16 protein-coding genes and 3 pseudogenes are annotated in these 15462 nt (G+C 67.6%); 11 read left to right on the top strand and 8 right to left on the bottom strand.

The genetic code is table 11. The features are described from left to right. Positions 1 to 15 precede the first annotated feature (15 nt). A complete protein-coding gene (locus LRS08_RS10605) occupies positions 16 to 204 on the bottom strand; it encodes a hypothetical protein (protein ID WP_257843712.1) in 189 nt (62 codons plus the stop codon). 85 nt (positions 205 to 289) lie between these two features. Between LRS08_RS10605 and LRS08_RS10600 the strand changes: the two genes are divergently transcribed. Together LRS08_RS10600 and LRS08_RS10595 are read left to right on the top strand one after the other, a co-directional pair. After that, on the top strand, positions 290 to 1285 hold the full coding sequence (locus LRS08_RS10600) for a ligase-associated DNA damage response exonuclease (RefSeq protein ID WP_257843713.1): 996 nt from the start codon (positions 290 to 292) through the stop codon (positions 1283 to 1285). Between the two features lie 158 nt (positions 1286 to 1443). Further along, positions 1444 to 2142: an NAD-dependent deacylase gene (locus LRS08_RS10595; protein ID WP_257843714.1), complete on the top strand. Its 699-nt coding sequence runs from the start codon at positions 1444 to 1446 to the stop codon at positions 2140 to 2142. Positions 2143 to 2292: 150 nt separating this feature from the next. Here LRS08_RS10595 and era read toward each other — a convergent pair. The 3 genes and pseudogenes from era to lepB all read right to left on the bottom strand — a co-directional run bounded on the left by era (position 2293) and on the right by lepB (position 4723). Further along, positions 2293 to 3199: pseudogene (gene era / locus LRS08_RS10590) on the bottom strand (GTPase Era). 16 nt (positions 3200 to 3215) lie between these two features. Next, positions 3216 to 3884, bottom strand: coding sequence for a ribonuclease III (gene rnc, locus LRS08_RS10585; RefSeq protein ID WP_257843716.1), 669 nt, complete (start codon positions 3882 to 3884; stop codon positions 3216 to 3218). Further along, complete coding sequence (gene lepB, locus LRS08_RS10580) at positions 3881 to 4723, bottom strand: signal peptidase I (RefSeq protein ID WP_257843717.1); 843 nt, start codon at positions 4721 to 4723, stop codon at positions 3881 to 3883. The genes rnc and lepB overlap by 4 nt, the downstream gene beginning before the upstream one ends. A 237-nt stretch (positions 4724 to 4960) precedes the next feature. Between lepB and pgi the strand changes: the two are divergent. Further along, a pseudogene (gene pgi, locus LRS08_RS10575) lies at positions 4961 to 6455 on the top strand (glucose-6-phosphate isomerase). Then, positions 6455 to 6754 carry an alkylphosphonate utilization protein gene (locus tag LRS08_RS10570; protein ID WP_257843720.1) on the top strand — a complete coding sequence of 100 codons (300 nt, stop codon included), beginning with the start codon at positions 6455 to 6457 and terminating at the stop codon, positions 6752 to 6754. Before pgi ends, LRS08_RS10570 begins: the two are co-directional and overlap by 1 nt. A 118-nt stretch (positions 6755 to 6872) precedes the next feature. On the opposite strand, the gene LRS08_RS10565 is transcribed toward LRS08_RS10570, so the two are convergent. Further along, positions 6873 to 7310, bottom strand: a complete 438-nt coding sequence (locus LRS08_RS10565) for a hypothetical protein (RefSeq protein ID WP_257843721.1) — start codon at positions 7308 to 7310, stop codon at positions 6873 to 6875. A gap of 107 nt (positions 7311 to 7417) precedes the next feature. On the opposite strand from LRS08_RS10565, the gene gor reads away from it, so the two are divergent. After that, a complete protein-coding gene (gene gor / locus LRS08_RS10560) occupies positions 7418 to 8764 on the top strand; it encodes a glutathione-disulfide reductase (protein ID WP_260480694.1) in 1347 nt (448 codons plus the stop codon). A gap of 29 nt (positions 8765 to 8793) precedes the next feature. On the opposite strand, the gene LRS08_RS10555 is transcribed toward gor, so the two are convergent. The 3 genes from LRS08_RS10555 to LRS08_RS10545 are packed head-to-tail and all read right to left on the bottom strand — an operon-like array spanning position 8794 to position 10630. Continuing rightward, entirely contained in the window at positions 8794 to 9093 is a 300-nt protein-coding gene (locus tag LRS08_RS10555; protein WP_257843722.1) for a CcdB family protein, read from the bottom strand. Continuing rightward, positions 9093 to 9329: a type II toxin-antitoxin system CcdA family antitoxin gene (locus tag LRS08_RS10550; protein ID WP_257843724.1), complete on the bottom strand. Its 237-nt coding sequence runs from the start codon at positions 9327 to 9329 to the stop codon at positions 9093 to 9095. The genes LRS08_RS10555 and LRS08_RS10550 overlap by 1 nt, the downstream gene beginning before the upstream one ends. After that, positions 9326 to 10630 (bottom strand): dicarboxylate/amino acid:cation symporter, encoded by a 1305-nt coding sequence (locus tag LRS08_RS10545; protein ID WP_257843725.1) that lies wholly within the window; start codon positions 10628 to 10630, stop codon positions 9326 to 9328. Before LRS08_RS10545 ends, LRS08_RS10550 begins: the two co-directional genes overlap by 4 nt. Before the next feature lie 72 nt (positions 10631 to 10702). Here LRS08_RS10545 and glmM point away from each other — a divergent pair, with 72 nt between their 5' ends. The 6 genes and pseudogenes from glmM to LRS08_RS10515 all read left to right on the top strand — a co-directional run bounded on the left by glmM (position 10703) and on the right by LRS08_RS10515 (position 15460). Further along, on the top strand, positions 10703 to 12043 hold the full coding sequence (gene glmM / locus LRS08_RS10540; RefSeq protein ID WP_257845441.1) for a phosphoglucosamine mutase: 1341 nt from the start codon (positions 10703 to 10705) through the stop codon (positions 12041 to 12043). Between the two features lie 5 nt (positions 12044 to 12048). Beyond that, positions 12049 to 12363, top strand: coding sequence for a YdeI/OmpD-associated family protein (locus tag LRS08_RS10535; RefSeq protein ID WP_257843726.1), 315 nt, complete (start codon positions 12049 to 12051; stop codon positions 12361 to 12363). Positions 12364 to 12416: 53 nt separating this feature from the next. Further along, a complete protein-coding gene (locus tag LRS08_RS10530) occupies positions 12417 to 12650 on the top strand; it encodes a DUF1272 domain-containing protein (RefSeq protein ID WP_257843728.1) in 234 nt (77 codons plus the stop codon). Beyond that, on the top strand, positions 12647 to 13519 hold the full coding sequence (locus LRS08_RS10525) for a 2-dehydropantoate 2-reductase (protein WP_260480693.1): 873 nt from the start codon (positions 12647 to 12649) through the stop codon (positions 13517 to 13519). The genes LRS08_RS10530 and LRS08_RS10525 overlap by 4 nt, the downstream gene beginning before the upstream one ends. Before the next feature lie 529 nt (positions 13520 to 14048). Next, on the top strand, positions 14049 to 14843 hold the full coding sequence (gene thiD / locus LRS08_RS10520; protein ID WP_257843735.1) for a bifunctional hydroxymethylpyrimidine kinase/phosphomethylpyrimidine kinase: 795 nt from the start codon (positions 14049 to 14051) through the stop codon (positions 14841 to 14843). Beyond that, positions 14836 to 15460 (top strand): annotated as a pseudogene (locus tag LRS08_RS10515) (ribonuclease HII). Before thiD ends, LRS08_RS10515 begins: the two are co-directional and overlap by 8 nt. Positions 15461 to 15462 lie beyond the last annotated feature (2 nt).

Genomic DNA, 15462 nt, shown 5'->3' with positions numbered 1-15462 from the left:
CGTCTTAGCGCAGGCTCAAGGCTCGCGTCGCGTGTCCTCTTCATTCTGCGCGTCATACATCGCGCGCGTCGCGTCTTCGGTACGCTCTTTCTCGCGCTTGGTCGTGCGGTTGTTGAAAATCGCCCAAAGGATCACCGCCGCCAGGATGATCGGGCCGAGGATCGTCATCACGCCCCACAGACCGCCGCCGCCAGTATCGACCATGTCACCATCTCCTTCACTGCCCCAACGAAAGGCGGGTGCGATTGATCCTCTGGAACCACGCGGCCCGCTCGCGCATATCGCATCCATGGCATTGGGCGACTGGATCACCCCGCATCCCGAAGGCATCCATGTCCCCGGCCCGGACATCTGGATCGATCCGTCACAGCCCAAGGCGCGCGCGTTCGTCACTCACGGCCATGCCGACCACGCGCGCGGCGGGCATGGCGAAGTGTGGGCGACCCCCGAAACGCTGGCGATCATGGAGGCGCGTTACGGCCCCCAGACCGCCCGCCCGGTCGCCTATGGCGAGACCGTGAAGGCCGGGGACGTCGACATCGGCTTCGTCCCCGCCGGCCATGTCCTGGGCTCGGCGCAGATCGTGCTCGATCATCGCGGCGAGCGGATCGTCGTCTCGGGCGACTACAAGCGCCGCCCCGATCCCACCTGCGAACCCTTTCGCCCGGTCAAATGCGATGTGTTCGTGACCGAAGCGACGTTCGGCCTCCCCGTCTTCCGCCACCCCGAAACCACCGACGAGATCGACAAGCTCCTCGCCGCGCTGCGCGCAGAACCCGAACGCTGCGTGCTGGTCGGCGCCTATGCGCTGGGCAAGGCGCAGCGGGTGATCGCCGAACTGCGCGGCATGGGGTTCGACGACCCGATCTACATCCATGGCGCGCTGCAACGGTTGTGCGACCTGTACATCGACCATGGCGTGCCGCTCGGCGAGCTGCGCCCCGCCACCGGCGTCGCGAAGAAGGAATTGCAGGGACGCATCATCCTCGCCCCGCCCGGCGCGCTCAACGACCGCTGGTCGCGCCGCCTGCCCGACCCGGTCACCGCGATGGCCAGTGGCTGGATGACCGTCCGCCAGCGCGCCCGCCAGCGCAATGTCGAACTCCCGCTGATCCTCTCCGACCATGCCGACTGGGACGAGCTGACCACGACGCTGCGCGAAATCGCCCCGAAGGAAGTGTGGGTCACCCACGGCCGCGAAGACGCCCTGGTCCACTGGTGCCGCACCCACCAGATCAAGGCGCGCGCGCTGGAACTAGCGGGCTATGAGGACGAGGATGACTAAGAATCCCTCTCCCATTGGGAGAGGGAGGGAGCCGACGCAGTCGGCGGAAGGGTGAGGGTGACTGCCCCACCCCCCACTCACCCTCACCCCTCCCACGCGCTCCGCGCGCGGGCCCCTTCCCTCTCCCAATGGGAGAGGGAGATGGCTACACCACCCCCATGACGCACCCCCGCAACATCGTCATCCTCACTGGCGCAGGCGTCTCCGCCGAATCCGGCGTCGCCACGTTCCGCGGTCCCGGCGGGCTGTGGGAGGGGCATCGCGTCGAGGATGTGTGCACGCCGCAAGCGCTCGCGCACGACCCCGATCTGGTCCACCGTTTCTACGACGAACGCCGCGCCAACCTGGCGAAGGTCGAACCCAATGCCGCGCACCACGCGCTCGCCCGGCTAGACGCGGAGTGGCCCGGCGAGCTGCTGCTGGTCACCCAGAATGTCGACGACCTGCACGATCGCGCCGGATCGAGGCGCATGCTCCACATGCATGGCGAGCTGAAGTCCGCGCTGTGCGCGCTCTGCGGCGTGCAGAGCGAATGGCCCGACCCGCTCCCGCCCGGCACGTCCTGCCCATCGTGCGACGCGCCCGCGCTGCGCCCCGACATCGTGTTCTTCGGCGAGATGCCCTATCACATGGACGTGATCGACGCCGCGCTGGCCCGCGCCGACCTGTTCGTGTCGATCGGCACCTCGGGCGCGGTCTATCCCGCCGCCGGCTTCGTCCGCACCGCGCGCTACCACGGGGCGGATACGCTCGAACTCAACCTTGACCGCTCGGAAGGCAGCGCGTGGTTCGCGGAATCGCGCCTCGGCCTCGCCGGTACGCTAGTGCCGGAGTGGGTGGAGTCGTTGCTGGGCTGACCCAATCAATCCTCCCCCGCCAGGGGGAGGTGGCGCCGAAGGCGACGGAGGGGGAGGACGGCTATGTGCTCGAGCCTCTGGACCATCGTTTCCGCCCCCTCCGTCAGCTGTGCTGACACCTCCCCCTGGCGGGGGAGGATTGAAGAAGCCTCAATCCACCCAATCCAGCCCGATCTCGCGGTACAGCGACCGATCCTCCTCCCAGCCCGGCCGCACCTTCACGTGCAGAAACAGCTGGACCTTGACCCCCAGCAGGTTCGCCAGCTCGGCCCGCGCGCGCGATCCGATCTCCTTGATCTTGGACCCGCCCTGCCCCAGCACGATCGCGCGCTGCGTCGGCCGTTCGACCAGGATCTGCTGGTAGATCTCGACCGACCCGTCGGGCTTTTCGGTATAGCGTTCGGTCTCGATCGCGGTCGCATAGGGCAGTTCGGCGTGGAGCAGGTGATAGAGCTGCTCGCGCGTGATCTCCGACGCCAGCATGCGGTCGGTCGCGTCCGACACCTGATCCGCCGGGAAATGCCACGGCCCCTCCGGCATGCGCTTCGCCAGCTCCGCCTTCAGCTCCGCCACCCCGTCCCCGGTCGTCGCCGATACAAAGAACGTATCCTCGAACGCCGCCAGCTCGTTGAGGCTCGCAGCATGGCCCAGCAGGCGCGGCTTGTCGGCGATATCGACCTTGTTGAGGATCAGGATCTTCCGCTCGCGCCGATCCTTCAGCCCCGCGACCACGCTGCGCACCTTCGGCCCGATCCCGCCCTTGCCGTCGACGACCAGCGCGATCAGGTCCGCCCCCCTGCGACCCTTCCCACGCCGCCGCGACCATCGCGCGGTCCAGCCGCCGCGCCGGATCGAAGATGCCCGGCGTGTCGACGAGCAACAGCTGGGTCTGATCCTCGATCGCGATTCCCATCAGCCGCGCACGCGTCGTCTGCGCCTTGGGGCTGACGATCGCCACCTTCTGCCCGACCAGCGCGTTCACCAGAGTCGACTTGCCCGCATTGGGCGCGCCGACCACGGCGATCAGGCCGCAGCGTTGTTCATTCTCGCTCATCATCACTCCGTCGCGGCGTTCAGCCGCTCAATTTCGCCAGCAACGCCGCCGCCGCCGCAGTCTCGGCTTCCTGCTTGCTCGACCCCGCGCCTTCGGCCTCGGCCAGCTTGGCGATCTCCGCCTTTACCCGAAAGCGCGGCGCATGGCCCGGTCCCGATCGCTCGACCAGCACATAATCGGGTGCGCGGCGGTTGTTCGCCGCCGCCCATTCCTGCAACGCCGACTTGGGATGCTTGGGTGCCGCCGCCTGCGCGTCGATCCGGCTGTCCCACAATCGCCGCACCAGCGCGCGCGCCGCGTCGAACCCCTGGTCGAGGAAGGTCGCGCCGATCAGCGCCTCCATCACGTCGCCCAGCACATTGTCGCTGTCCGACGCGCCATCGTCACGCGCTTGTTTGCCGAGGCGCAGATGCGTCGACACGCCGATCTCGCGCGCGACCTCGGCGCACATCGCCCCGGTCACCAGCGCGTTGAAGCGGCGCGACAATTTCCCCTCGGGCTCACCGGGAAACCGTTCATACAGCCATTGCGCCAGCGTCAGCCCGAGCACCCGGTCGCCCAGAAATTCCAGCCGCTCGTAATTGTCCGCGCCCTGGCTGCCATGCGTCAGTGCGCGCCGATACACCGCCAGATCGTCCGGCGCATGGCCCAGCACCCCGGCCAGCCAGCCGGGCAGGTCTTCGCTCAAAAGCCTTCCCCGATCCGCTCGAACCGCGCCGCGCTGAACCAGGTCCAGGGCAGTGGCCAGCTCGCGCTGCCATCGGTCGACCAGAAGCTGACCACCGCCTTGCCCTGGATATTCTCCATCGGGACAAAGCGGATACCGCGCTTGTTCTCGCCCCCCACGATCAGCGGCTCGAACCGGCTGTCGCTCGAATTGTCGCGATTGTCCCCCATCAGGAAGACATGGCCGGCAGGCACGGTGAAGATTTCGGTATTGTCGCCTTCGCTCTCCCCGGCGTCGAGCACGTCATAGCTCTTCCCGCCCGGCAGCGTCTCGCGGAAGCGCGGGATTCGGCACACTGCGGTGCCGTCCGCCGCCGCCTCGAGCGTCCCGTCGCACGTGGCATTGGGCGTCATCGGGAGCACGAAATCCGCCACGCGCTGCTTGGGGATCGCCTGTCCGTTGAGGATCAACTGCCCGTCGCGCATCTGCACCGTGTCGCCCGGAACGCCGATCACGCGCTTGATCCAGTCGGTTTTGGCGTCCGGCGGCGCCTTGAACACCACCACGTCGCCGCGCGCCGGATCCTTGGCGAACACGCGCCCGGGGATCAGCGGCATGCTCCACGGCAGCGAATGCTTCGAATAGCCGTAATTCCATTTGGTGATGAACAGATAGTCGCCGACCAGCAGGCGCGGCAGCATCGACCCCGACGGGATGCTGAACGGCGCGAAGACAAAACTGCGCACGATGAACACCAGGATCACCAGCTTCACGAGGAAGCTGATCGTGTCGCGAAGCTCGGAGCGCGGCTTCAGGGTTTCGGTGGCGGCGGCGGGCTGGGCCGGGGCGGTATCGTCCATGGTGCTGCTGTGAATTGGGTGTGTGGCATCGTCAAGGCACCTTTGTTTGGTTTGCGGCACCGGCCCGCTCCCCCCACCCGGCCACCCATCGGCAGGATATTCTGAAATGGGTGGCCGGGTGGAGGAACCGGCCGGTGCCGCGCTTCGGCGCAGCCGAAGCCCCAAAACAAAACTCCCCCGCTTTCACTCCCCCACCCATCACGCTACACGCCCCGCGACCCAAAAGGAGACAGGCACATGGCGACCCCCGACTGGAGCGCGATCGAATCGCTGCCGCGCACCCCGCTCAAGGACCTGTTCGCCGCCGACGCGAACCGCCTCGCATCGCTCAGCACCGATGTCGCGGGCATCCATTTCGACTTTTCCAAGACGCATCTCGACGCCGCCGCCCTCGACGCCTTCGCCGCGCTCGCCAAGGCGACCGACCTTGCCGGCAAGCGTGAGGCGCTGTTCGCGGGCGAAGCGGTCAACACCACCGAAGGCCGCGCCGCCGAGCACACCGCCGAACGCGGCGAGGGCGCTGAGGACAGCGTTGCCCGCGCTGCCGCCTATCATGCCCGCATGCGCGGCCTGATCGACGCGATCGAGGCTGAGGCGCTTGGCCCCGTCCGCCACATCCTGCACATCGGCATCGGCGGCTCTGCGCTGGGGCCGGAGCTGCTGATCGACGCGCTCGGCCGCGACATGGACCGCTACGACGTCGCCATCGTCTCCAATATCGACGGCTGCGCGCTCGAGGAGGCGATCGACGCCTTCGACCCCCACGCCACGCTGATCGCGGTCGCGTCGAAGACCTTCACGACCACCGAAACCCTGCTCAACGCCACCAGCGCGCTCGACTGGATGCGCGAACATGGGGTCGAGGATCCCTATGGCCGCGTCATCGCGCTCACCGCCGCCCCGGACAAGGCGGTCGAATGGGGCGTCGACGAAACCCGCATCCTGCCCTTCGCCGAGAGCGTGGGCGGGCGCTATTCGCTCTGGTCGTCGATCGGCTTCCCCGCCGCGATCGCATTGGGCTGGGACGCGTTCGAGGAACTGCTCGACGGCGCGGCGGAGATGGACCGCCATTTCCGCCTGACCGATCTGCGCAGCAACGCGCCGGTCCTCGCCGCCTTTGCCGACCTTTATTACACCCAGAGATCGCGGCTGCGAGACGCGCGGCGTGTTCGCCTATGACGAGCGGCTGCGCCTGCTCCCCAGCTATCTGCAACAGCTCGAGATGGAATCGAACGGCAAGTCGGTCACCGCCGACGGCCAGCCCGTCGGCCGCGCCACCGCGCCGGTCACCTGGGGCGGCGTCGGCACCGATGCGCAGCACGCGGTGTTCCAGCTGCTGCACCAGGGCACGCACCTCATCCCGCTCGAATTCCTGGCGGTGATCGAGGGCGGCGACACGCTGGCCGAGGATCACCACCGCGCCCTGCTGCTCAACTGCTTCGCACAGGGTGCCGCGCTGATGGCCGGCCGCGCCAATGACGACCCCGCCCGCGCCTATGCCGGCGACCGCCCGTCGATGACGCTCCTGCTCGACGAACTCGACCCGCGCACGCTCGGCGCGCTGATCGCCTTCTACGAACACCGCACCTTCGTCAGCGCGGCGCTGCTCGGCATCAACCCCTTCGACCAGTTCGGCGTCGAGCTGGGCAAGGAAATGGCCAAGGCGGCCGAGCGCGGCGGACAGGAATTCGACCCGTCGACCGACGACCTGATCCGGCGGGCGTTCGGCTGATGTCCGACGAAGACTATGTCTATGACGAGGCCAGCGGCGAATGGGTCCCCGCCTCGCAGGTGACCGCGGCTCCGGCGGAGGACGTGGTCGAAGTCCGCGACTCGGTCGGCAATTTGCTGGCCGATGGCGATCAGGTGACGCTGATCAAGGACCTGACGGTCAAGGGCGCGGGGCAGACCCTCAAGCGCGGCACCCTCATCAAATCGATCCGCCTCACCGGCGACCCGCAGGAGATCGACTGCAAGTTCGACGGGATCAAGGGCCTCGTCCTCCACGCCGAATTCGTCCGCAAACGGTGACCCCCACCCCATCGTCACCCCGGCCTTGTGCCGGGGTCCACCGGGAGGCGGGGCGCGAAGCAAGAGGTTCAAGCGCTGGAAGCGCGGCACCGTTGACCCCGGAATAAGTCCGGGGTGACTAACTATGGTCTAACTTGGACCCAATCAGCGTCGCGTCCGAACCCTCTCGGCGCATCATCCTCTCAAGCTGGCGCTGGAACTCGGTGACCGAGGGATAGTCGGTCTGGAACCTGCTTTGAGCGAAATTGGCCGGCTCGTAATAGTTGGCGAGAAATACATCGGCGATCAAACCGCCCCTCACCCCAGCGGCACTGAGACTGAGTTTCGTGACCGGCGTAAACTTCGCCTCGTCACCAAAGCCCCATTCGCAGGCGGCTGGGTTCGCGGCATCAAACGGGTATCGCGACAACGACGCGGCAAACTCCGTCAGGTCCTGCCACTGTACCCACATCCCGTTGCGCCCGCTGAAATCGGGCGTTTGCAAGCGCGCGAGGAGCCACCCGAAATCGTCGTCGTCGCGGCTGAACTCATACTCAAAGGTCAGGGTGCAGTTCATCGCCAGGGAATGGCACGCCGATGGCACCTCCGCAATTGCACCACTCGCGTTGGCAATCCCACCCCAGCCCCCTATCTCCCGCTCCGACGACCCAACAGGAGCCCCAAATGGCCGATTACGACTACGACCTCTTCGTCATCGGCGCAGGCTCGGGCGGCGTCCGCGCCTCGCGCGTCGCAGCCGCGCACGGCGCGAAGGTCGCGATTGCCGAGGAATATCGCGTCGGCGGCACCTGCGTCATCCGCGGCTGCGTGCCCAAGAAGCTGCTCGTCTATGGCGCGCATTTCGCCGAGGATCTGAAGGACGCGCGCCGCTTTGGCTGGAACGTCCCCGATTGCGATTTCGACTGGGCGGTGCTGCGCGACAATGTCCTGTCGGAGGTCGACCGGCTCAATGGCGCCTATACCAACACGCTCGACAGCCACGGCGTGGAGATCGTCCACGAACGCGCCACCGTCTCCGGCCCGAACGAGGTCACGCTGGCGAGCGGGCGGAAAGTCACCGCCGGCAAGATCCTGATCGCGGTCGGCGCGCGCCCGCTGGTCCCCTCCTGCCCCGGCCACGAACATGGCATCACCTCGAACGAGGTGTTCCACCTCGACGCGCTGCCCAAGCGCGTGCTGATCGCGGGCGCCGGGTACATCGCCAATGAGTTCGCCGGCATCTTCAACGAATTCGGCAGCAAGGTGACGCTGATCAACCGCTCCGACGTCATCCTGCGCGGCTATGACGAGCAGATCCGCGACCGGCTGCTCCAGATTTCGATGACCAAGGGTATCGATTTCCGTTTCCACGCCGAGTTCAAGGGGATCGAGAAGCAGGCTGATGGCTCGCTCAAGGTCAGCATGACCAACCATGAGGATATGGAGGTCGACTGCGTCCTCTTCGCCACCGGCCGCGTCCCCAACACCGATGATCTGGGCCTGGCCGAAGCCGGGGTCGAGCTCGACGCCAAGGGGGCGGTCGTGGTCGATGCGGACAACAAGTCGAGCGTCGAGTCGATCTACGCGGTCGGCGACGTCACCAACCGCGTCCAGCTCACCCCCATCGCGATCCGTGAGGGGCAGGCGTTCGCCGACACCATCTTCGGCAACAAGCCGACGACCGTCGACTACAACTGCATCCCCGCTGCCGTGTTCAGCCACCCGCCAATCGCGGGGGTCGGCATGACCGAGAGCCAGGCGAAGCAGAAATTCGGCGCGGTGAAGGTCTACACCTCGGACTTCCGCGCGATGAAGAACGTCCTCGCCAACCGCAACGAACGCGCGCTGTACAAGATGATCTGCGAGCCGACGTCAGGCAAAGTCCTCGGGCTCCACATGATCGGCCCCGACGCCCCCGAAATCCTTCAGGCGGCGGCAGTGGCAGTGAAGGCGGGCCTCACGAAGGACGATTTCGACCAGACCGTCGCGCTGCATCCGAGCATGGCGGAAGAACTGGTGTTGATGAAGTGATATGGCCTTCCCGCGCAAGCGGGAGCAATTCAGAACCCAGACAGCAGCATGTCGATCGCGTTGCCGATCGTCAGCGCCTCATCCTGTAGCGATGCGACACGCTCACGGCACAGCGACGCCGGGACCGCTGCCATGAACTGTGTCGCCATCACATGAGGCACCCCCGCAATCTCGAACACCGGGTTGAGCCGCGCCGCCGGTCGGGGCGCAGCAGCGAGCGGCAGCAGAGGCACAACCAGCCGCGTGTTCAGTCCCGACAACAGGTCGGTCTGGCAATCAAGCAGATAGGTTCCCGCCTCCGGGCCGACACACACGTCGTAGCGCGCCATCAGAACTGGCGATAACGCGCCAGCGGCAGGCCATGCGTCTCGACATGCCGGTTCGACGCCGCAATCGCCTCCGCATTCTCGGCCAGCCAGCGCTGCGCGCGGGTTTCCGCGATCTGTTCCGTCAGCCCGCGCTCGCACGCCCGCGATACGTTAATATCCAACGCGCGCGCGACTTCGAGCAGATCGGTGTCGAGTGAGATGTTGGTCGCCCTACGGCGGACAGCCTGTCGAGTCATATGCGCATCATATATGCGCATAAACCATTTGAGCAAGCCTTACCCCCCTCGCGCAGCAACGCATCCGCCTCGCTGTCGGCCTCGCCCTCGCCCGCAATCGCCCGCGTCGCGCCCACGTCCATCGCGACATTGCCCAACGTGCGGAAGATGTCCGGAATCGTCTCGACCGCGACCAGCAGCCCCAGGGGCGCGATCGGCACGCCCATCGCGATGGCGATCGGCGCGATCGACGAGACGAAGCTGATCGTCCCGGGCAGCCCCACCGCGCCCATCGTGGTGATCGCCGCCGCCGCCCAGCCCGCGGCGATCTGTCCCGCGGTCAGCTCCATCCCGAACCAGTGCGCGACATAGATGGCGACGGCAAAGTTCATCGCCGGCCCGGTCCAGCGGAACAGCGCCACCGCCAGCGGCAGCACCACGCCCGCCCGCGCCACCGGCACGCCGAGCGATTCGGTCGAGCGCAGCATCGCGGGCAGGCTGGCGAGCGAGCTCTGGGTCGATGCCGCCACCACCTGGCTCGGCAGGATCGCGCGCACGAACCGCCCCGGCGACACCTTCGCCACGCCCCAGGCGAACGGCACCGCGAGCAGCCACAGCACGATCCCCACCGCGCTCACGATCGCGACATAATGGAGCAGCGCCCCGAACGCCGACGTCCCCGCCCGCGCCCCGACGACATAGGCGAGCGCGCCGACCCCGATCGGCCCCAGCCACAACACCCAGTTGATCACGACCAGCATCGCATTGCCCAGCGCCTGGAAGAACCCGGTCAGCCGCGCGCGCTCCTCCACCGGCAACCGCGTGATCGCGAAGGCGAAGACGGTGGTGAACAGGATCATCGGCAGGAACGCGTCGTTGACCGCCGACGCGATCGGGTTGGACGGCACCAAGGCGACGAGGAAGGCGGAGAAGGGCGGCACCTCTCCGGTCGGCGGCGCGCTGCCCAATGCCTCGCGCAGCGCATTGGCGAGATCCGCGCCCAGCGGAAATGCCGACAACAGGCCCAGGGTCAGCGCCCCGCCCAAGGCCGAGCTGATCCACAACAGGATGATGAAGGTGATGAACGCCCGTGTCGCCAGCGTGCTCGCCCGCGCGGCTTCGGCAGTCGCGGCGATGCCGGTGATCAGCAGCGACACCACCAGCGGCACGATCGTCATCTGCAGCGCGTGGAGCCACATCGTCCCGATTGGCTGGACCCAGTCGGCGGCGATCAGCGCGCGTTCGGGGGCCAGCGCCGCGGCCGTGACGCCGATGACCAGCGCCAGGATGAGGGCAACAAAGATACGGGTTGCTTGCGACATGCTCGCCCTTGAGAAAAAGCGGCGCTATGACCGCGCCGAAGAGAGTGATGCAACGTCGCAAAGCGGATGAATATGGCAAGAAAATATTTCGGCACCGATGGAATCCGCGGCAAGACCAATGCGGGCCACATGACCGCAGCGATGGCGATGAAGGTCGGCATGGCGGCCGGCAAGCATTTCGTGCGCGGCGATCACCGCCACCGCGTGGTGATCGGCAAGGACACCCGCCTCTCGGGCTATATGATCGAAAACGCGCTGGTCGCCGGGTTCGCCAGCGTCGGCATGGACGTGACGCTCGTCGGCCCGATGCCGACCCCGGCTGTCGCGATGCTCACCCATTCGATGCGCGCGGACCTTGGCGTGATGATCTCCGCCAGCCACAATCCCTATGCGGACAACGGCATCAAGCTGTTCGGTCCGGATGGCTACAAGCTGTCAGACGAGGACGAGGCCGCGATCGAAGCGCTGATCGACGCGGAGGTGGACCTTGCCCCCTCGTCCGAAATTGGCCGCGTCCGCCGCGTCGACGATGTGAAGGGCCGCTACATCCACTTTGCCAAGGCAACCTTCCCCGCCGAACTCAGCCTCGACGGCCTCAAGATCGTGGTCGATTGCGCCAATGGAGCCGCCTATCAGGTTGCGCCCTCGGCTTTGTGGGAGCTCGGCGCCGAAGTCGTCGCGATCGGCGTGTCGCCCAATGGCAAGAACATCAATGACCAGGTCGGCTCCACCGCTCCGCTCACCTTGTGCGAGACCGTGGTCGCATCCGGCGCGCATATCGGCATCGCACTCGACGGCGACGCCGACCGGCTGATCGTCGCGGACGAACATGGCGAGGTGGTCGATGGCGACCAGCTGATGGCGGCGATCGCGGGCGGATGGGCGCGACAGGGGCGGCTCGCCGGCGGCGGCCTGGTCGCCACGGTCATGTCGAACCTCGGCCTCGAACGCCATCTCGCTGCGCAGGGGCTCGGCCTCGTTCGCACCAAGGTCGGCGACCGCCATGTCCTCGAAAAGATGCGCGCCTCGGGCTATAATGTCGGCGGCGAGCAGTCGGGCCACATCATCCTGTCCGACTATGCCACCACCGGCGACGGCCTGATCGCCGCGCTTCAGGTGCTCGCCGAAATCGTCCGCGCGGGTGCACCCGCGAGCGAGGTGCTCCACCGCTTCGACCCGCTGCCGCAGTTGCTCAAGAATGTCCGCTTCGCCGGGGGCAAGCCGCTGGAGCATGGTTCGGTCCAGGATGTGATCGCCGCCGCCGAGGCCGAATTGCAGGGCACCGGCCGCCTCGTCATCCGCCCGTCGGGCACCGAACCGGTAATCCGCGTGATGGCGGAGGGCGAGGACATGGCGCAGGTCACCGCAGTGGTCGATCGTATCTGCGACGCGGTACGCGCGGCGGCAGCCTGATCGCGGTGGCCGATCCCATCGCCCCCGGCACCGTGCACCACGTGTCGAGCGATGTCGCGGCGGCGCTGCGCAAAGACGCTGGTCTGCTCGCGCAATGGGAAGGCCTGACGCCGCTCGGTCGCAACGAGTTTCTCTGCTGGATCGACGATGCCAAGCAGGCGGCGACCCGCGCCCGCCGGATCGAACGGATGGGGGAGGAGCTGCGCGCCGGCAAACGCCGGCCCTGTTGCTGGGCGGGATGCATCCACCGCACCGACAAGGCACCGGGCAAATGGCAACAGGCCGTGCTGATCGACGGCAAGGCGGCGAAGCGACCATGAGCGCCCGCCCCGCATGGCTTTGCATGTGCGCCGCGCTGCCGTAAGGGTCGGCGATGCTCGAAATGCGCCCCGACTGCGAACGCTGCGGCAGCGATCTTCCCGCCGATCAGGGCGGGGCGTTCATCTGCTCGTTCGAATGCACCTTTTGCGCCGACTGCGCCGATGCGCTTGACGAAACCTGCCCCAATTGCGGCGGCGAATTGCTCGACCGCCCGGCGCGCGTCGGCGATGCGCTCAAGAAATATCCGGCCAGCACCGCGCGACGGTTCAGCGGCAACGACAATTGAGCGCAATCGCGGTCGTCGGCACCGGCGCGGTCGGGGCGAGCGTCGCCGCCTGGCTGATCGCCGCGCCGGACCATGACGTCACCCTGTGCGCCCGCACGCCGTTCGACACGCTGCGCGTCGAGACGCCCGACGGGGTTCTCGAAAGCCAGCCCCGCATCCTCACCGACCCCGCCGCCGCGCAGCCGGTCGACTGGGTACTGGTGGTGACCAAGACCTATGACGCCTCCGGCGCACAGCGCTGGCTCGACCATCTGATCGGCCCCGACACCAATGTCGCGATCCTCCAGAACGGGGTCGAACATCGCAGCCGCTTTCCCGGCATCGACCCCGCGCGCATCGTGCCGGTGATCGTCGATATCCCCGCCGAACGCCGCGCCCCCGGCGATGTCGTGCAGCGCCGCAGCGGCAGCCTCACCGTCCCGAACGACCCCGCCGGAACCGCCTTCGCCGCGCTGTTCGCGCACAGCCCGATCGACACGATCCTGACCGACGACTGGCAAAGCGCCGCGTGGCGCAAGCTCGCGATCAATTGCGCGGGCGCGGTCAACGCGCTCACCCTCCAGCCGTCCGGCATCGCTCGCGACGCAGAAGCCGCCGAACTGATGCGCGCTCTGATCCGCGAATGCATCGCGGTCGGCCGCGCCGAGGGCGCGACCCTTCCCGACGACCTGCCCGACAGCATCGTCGAGGGCTATCGCAACAGCCCGCCGGATTCGATCAACTCGATCCACGCCGACCGCCTCGCCGGCCGCCCGACCGAGGCCGACGCCCGCAACGGCGTGATCGCGCGATTGGGGGCAAGGCACGGCATCGATGCGCCACTGAACCGCATGGCAGATGTGGTGTTGCGGAAGGCGACCAGCCGCTAACGCGCCCTCTCCCCTCCGCAGGAGGGGAGAGGGATGCGCAGACTTGGGTCTTGCGCAGCAAGGCCCTTAGTCGGAGCTGGGAGAGGGGTGGGCGGCTACGCAGTAGCCGCGCGGAGCAAAGCTCCGCTCTACCCCTCTCCCAACCTTCGCTAGGCAGCACGCTGCCAAGCTGCGGTATCCCTCTCCCCTATCAAGGGGAGAGGGCAACAAGGACGCACCCACCCTTTCCTACAGCCCCCCGCCTGTGTCATGGCTTGACCACAATGTCCGCGACCACCCAACCTCGCCCCCATCGGCCCGACGCCCGCGTCGCGCTTCGGTCGCCCACCTGCCCAGCCACCGTCGCATTCCCGGCCCGGCCCGGTCGCCCACCCGTTGTCAGCCTGTCGCGCCGCCGTCGCGCACCTGTCGCCCCGATGTCGCGCGCGTGTCGTGTCCCCGTCGCGTCACAGCCGCAAACCCGCCCCGTCCCGGTCGCCTCGCCCCAATACACGCCCATTTTCGTCAGAATCGTCCGGACAGCCGCGCCATGAGCATCCCCCGCATCCTGATCATTGCCGGGTCCGACTCGGGCGGCGGGGCGGGCATCCAGGCCGATATCCGCACCGTCACCATGCTCGGCGGCCATGCCATGACCGCGATCACCACGATCACCGCGCAGAACACGCTCGGCGTCACCGCCATTCACCCGGTCCCGGTCGAGATCGTGCTGGCGCAGATCGACGCGGTGACCTCCGACATCGGCTGTGACGCGGTGAAGATCGGGATGATCGGATCGGCCGAGATCGCCAACGCGGTCGCCGATCGGCTGGAGGCGCTCGACTGCCCGATCGTGTTCGATCCGGTGATGATCGCCACCAGCGGATCGGTGCTCGCCGACCCCGAGACGATCGCCGCGTTCGAACGGCTGATGACCATCGCATCCGTGGTGACCCCCAACCTCCCCGAACTCACCGCACTCGGCGGGCGTCAGGCGGTGCTCGCCTATGGCTGCCACCTCGCCGAAAAGGGCGGGCACAAAGAAGGGCCGACGATCGTCGACCAGCTCTATGCGCCCAAGGACCGGCTGGTCATGGAGGTCGAGGCCGAGCGGATCGACACCCCCGACACGCACGGCACCGGCTGCACCTTCGCCGCCGCGCTCGCCACCGGCCTCGGCTCGGGCCTGTCGATCGGGGAAGCGTTCATTCAGGCGGTGCGCTTCGTCCGCCTCGCCATCCTCAACGCCCCCGGATTGGGCGAAGGCCATGGCCCGGTCGGCCATGCGCTCGGCATGGTCCCGTTCGATATCGTCGATGGCGAGGGTGACGACGACGATGCCTGATTTGAGCTACGAACTCCGCCATGCCGTCCGAGGTCCTGTGGCCGGGGTGGACGAAGCAGGTCGCGGCCCGCTCGCCGGGCCGGTGGTCGCCGCCGCAGTCATACTCGATCCCGCCTGCATCCCCGACGGGATCGACGATTCAAAGGCGCTGGCCGCCGCCAAGCGCGCTGCCCTGTGCGAAGCGATCCTCGGCTGCGCCCGCGTCGGCATCGGTATCGCCAGCGTCGAGGAGATCGACCGGCTCAACATCCTCTGGGCAACCATGCTGGCGATGACCCGCGCCGTCGCCGCGCTCGACCTGCCCCCCGCCTATGTCCTGGTCGATGGCAATCGCTGTCCCGACTGGCCCCACGCCAGCGAGGCCGTCATCGGCGGCGACGCGCTGTGCCTGTCGATCGCCGCCGCCTCGATCGTCGCCAAGCACCGCCGCGACTGCATCATGGCGGAACTGGACACACTCCACCCCGGCTATGGCTGGGCTAGCAACAAGGGCTACGCCGCCCGCGTCCATCAGGAAGCGCTGAGAACCCTCGGCCCCACCCCCCCACCACCGCCGCAGCTTCGCGCCGGTGGCACAGGCGGAACTGGATTTCGGACCGGTGGTTCAGTGCGCCTAGGA

The organism is Sphingomonas sp. J315 (genome assembly GCF_024666595.1).
Classification (GTDB): Bacteria; Pseudomonadota; Alphaproteobacteria; order Sphingomonadales; family Sphingomonadaceae; genus Sphingomonas.
This window is presented reverse-complemented; position numbering and strand designations above follow the sequence as displayed.

Bases quoted from the DNA above. Each gene is read 5' to 3' on its own strand.
- gor (WP_260480694.1), top strand. From the start codon at position 7,418: ATGGCCGATTACGACTACGACCTCTTCGTCATCGGCGCAGGCTCGGGC.
- LRS08_RS10570 (WP_257843720.1), top strand. From the start codon at position 6,455: ATGTCCGACGAAGACTATGTCTATGACGAGGCCAGCGGCGAATGGGTC.
- LRS08_RS10600 (WP_257843713.1), top strand. From the start codon at position 290: ATGGCATTGGGCGACTGGATCACCCCGCATCCCGAAGGCATCCATGTC.
- LRS08_RS10565 (WP_257843721.1), bottom strand. From the start codon at position 7,310: ATGAACTGCACCCTGACCTTTGAGTATGAGTTCAGCCGCGACGACGAC.
- thiD (WP_257843735.1), top strand. From the start codon at position 14,049: ATGAGCATCCCCCGCATCCTGATCATTGCCGGGTCCGACTCGGGCGGC.
- LRS08_RS10595 (WP_257843714.1), top strand. From the start codon at position 1,444: ATGACGCACCCCCGCAACATCGTCATCCTCACTGGCGCAGGCGTCTCC.
- LRS08_RS10530 (WP_257843728.1), top strand. From the start codon at position 12,417: ATGCTCGAAATGCGCCCCGACTGCGAACGCTGCGGCAGCGATCTTCCC.
- LRS08_RS10605 (WP_257843712.1), bottom strand. From the start codon at position 204: ATGGTCGATACTGGCGGCGGCGGTCTGTGGGGCGTGATGACGATCCTC.
- glmM (WP_257845441.1), top strand. From the start codon at position 10,703: ATGGCAAGAAAATATTTCGGCACCGATGGAATCCGCGGCAAGACCAAT.
- lepB (WP_257843717.1), bottom strand. From the start codon at position 4,723: ATGGACGATACCGCCCCGGCCCAGCCCGCCGCCGCCACCGAAACCCTG.
- LRS08_RS10545 (WP_257843725.1), bottom strand. From the start codon at position 10,630: ATGTCGCAAGCAACCCGTATCTTTGTTGCCCTCATCCTGGCGCTGGTC.
- LRS08_RS10550 (WP_257843724.1), bottom strand. From the start codon at position 9,329: ATGACTCGACAGGCTGTCCGCCGTAGGGCGACCAACATCTCACTCGAC.
- LRS08_RS10555 (WP_257843722.1), bottom strand. From the start codon at position 9,093: ATGGCGCGCTACGACGTGTGTGTCGGCCCGGAGGCGGGAACCTATCTG.